The 2,261-nt window shown below is 56.7% G+C and carries 1 protein-coding gene; it reads left to right on the plus strand.

From position 1 onward, the window contains the following. Nucleotides 1-302: 302 nt before the first annotated feature. Nucleotides 303-1,997 (plus strand): phospho-sugar mutase, encoded by a 1,695-nt coding sequence (locus AAAV44_RS09755; protein ID WP_349115459.1) that lies wholly within the window; start codon nt 303-305, stop codon nt 1,995-1,997. Nucleotides 1,998-2,261 lie beyond the last annotated feature (264 nt).

Here is a 2,261-nt window from a genome sequence, read left to right on the forward strand (position 1 = left end):
CCCATCGCGCCGAGAGTACTGCGGGGTCAGCCCGTGGGAGGCCAGGGCGCCGCTGACCGGTGGACGGCACCGAGCCGCCATCGAACTGAGAAGGGGGAGGCCTCGCGGCCTCCCCCTTTTTTGCGTTTACGGGCAACATCCTTATGCAATTAAATCAATTTAATCATCCACCGCTGAATATAGACGTTCACCGTTCTGTGGCTGGTTCTCTGTTCTCAATGGACTAATATTTGCTTTAGCGCGCTGATGCGCTTGTCCTGTTTTACACGGGTTGTTTTATTGATTGTGACGGAAGGACTCACATGGCAGATGTTCATGAGCTGCTTGATACTTGGATTGCCAATGTCAAGGACGAGGAGCTCCTCGCTGAGCTCAACACGATGAAGGAGCAGGGTGACGAAGACGCCATCACCGACGCTTTCTTCCAAGATCTCGCCTTCGGTACCGCCGGTCTACGTGGCACTATCGGTGCAGGCACTAACCGTATGAATATCTATACGGTTGGTCGCGCGACGCAGGGTTTTGCTGACTATCTTAATGCGACCTTCGAGCATCCGACGGTTGCCATCGCTCGCGATAGCCGCAATAAGGGTGAACTGTTCGTTAAGACGACGGCTGCCATTCTTGCCGCAAACGGCGTGACTGCTCTCGTGTATCCTAAGATTTCTCCCGTGCCGACGCTTTCCTGGGCCGTCCGTGACCTTAAGTGCTCCGGTGGCATTTGCATGACAGCTAGTCATAATCCAGCGCCTTATAACGGCTATAAGGCCTATGGCCCCGACGGCTGCCAGATCACCAGCGAGGCCGCCGATGCAATTTCTAAGGCTATCGCCGAGACCGATACGTTTACCGGCGTGAAGTCCATGGACTTCGATGAGGCTCTTGAACAGGGTCTGGTCAAATGGATCGATGACTCGTGCCTCGAGCGTTATTATGACGCCGTTCTCGCCCGCGGCGTGACCAACCTTTCTGCCGAGGAGATCGCTGGCGCTCCGCTTAAGCTCGTCTACACTCCGCTCAACGGCACCGGCCTCATTCCCGTTATGACGGTGCTCGATCGCGCTGGCATCACTGATGTCACGGTTGTTCCCGAGCAGAAGGAGCCTAACGGCGATTTCCCGACCTGCCCGTATCCTAACCCCGAGATCCGTCAGGCCATGCAGAAGGGCATCGATCTCTGCGAGCAGGTTCACCCTGATCTGCTGCTTGCAACCGATCCCGACGCCGACCGTGTTGGCGTTGCCGTCAAGAATGGTGATGACTACCTGCTGCTGACCGGTAACGAGATGGGCGTCCTGCTGCTCGACTATATTTGCAAGACACGTGCCGCCCGCGACGAGGATCTCACCAAGAAGGTTGCCGTTACTACTATCGTTTCTTCCGCCATGGTTGACGCTCTGGCCGAGGAGTATGGCTTTGAGCTCCGTCGCTGCCTGACGGGCTTCAAGTACATCGGCGACATCATTACCTCGCTTTCCGATGCTGGCGAGGTCGACCGCTTTATCTTCGGTTTCGAGGAGAGCTACGGCTATCTGGCCGGCGACCACGTGCGCGATAAGGACGCGGTGAGCACTTCGCTTCTGATTTGCCAGATGGCGCAGTATTACAAGCTGCAGGGTAAGAACCTTGCCGACGCGATGCACGAGCTGTACGAGAAGTATGGCTACTATCACAATAAGACGATTTCGCTGAGCTATCCGGGTGCTGAGGGTGCGGCAAAGATGGCCGGCATCATGGCCGGTCTGCGCGAGAACCCGCCCGCGGAGCTCGCCGGTTCCAAGATTGAGGCCGTCGTTGATTACAACACCTGCGTGAACGGCCTGCCGAAGGCTAACGTTATTGAGTTCGATCTTGAGGGTGGCAATAAGGGTATCGTTCGTCCTTCCGGCACCGAGCCCAAGATCAAGCTGTACATCTTCGCTAAGGGCGCGGATGCCGCCGAGGCAGATGCAGCACTTGACGCGATCGAGGAGTCCGGTCGCAAGCTGCTGGCATAAGGTATTTAAGAGTCTATTGCTATAGATGGGCGAAAGAGGGGATCTCGGATGCGAGGTCCCCTCCTGTTTTTAACCAGCCAGCTGAGAGTACTTATATGTGTAGGAAATGTGTACGACCAGATTCCCGCCCACGGCGCCCCTCCGGTCTGGCAATATATCTCCTTGCCGCGCGGCCCGGTGCAACCGGGAACCAGCGCAGGCGTGCACCTTGAGAACCGGATACTGCGAGGATGGACACTTCAAGTGTCGCATCCGGGCAGACAT

It is taken from the genome of Collinsella sp. CLA-AP-H1 (genome assembly GCF_040092945.1).
Lineage (GTDB): Bacteria > Actinomycetota > Coriobacteriia > Coriobacteriales > Coriobacteriaceae > Collinsella.

Bases quoted from the DNA above. Each gene is read 5' to 3' on its own strand.
- AAAV44_RS09755 (WP_349115459.1), top strand. From the start codon at position 303: ATGGCAGATGTTCATGAGCTGCTTGATACTTGGATTGCCAATGTCAAG.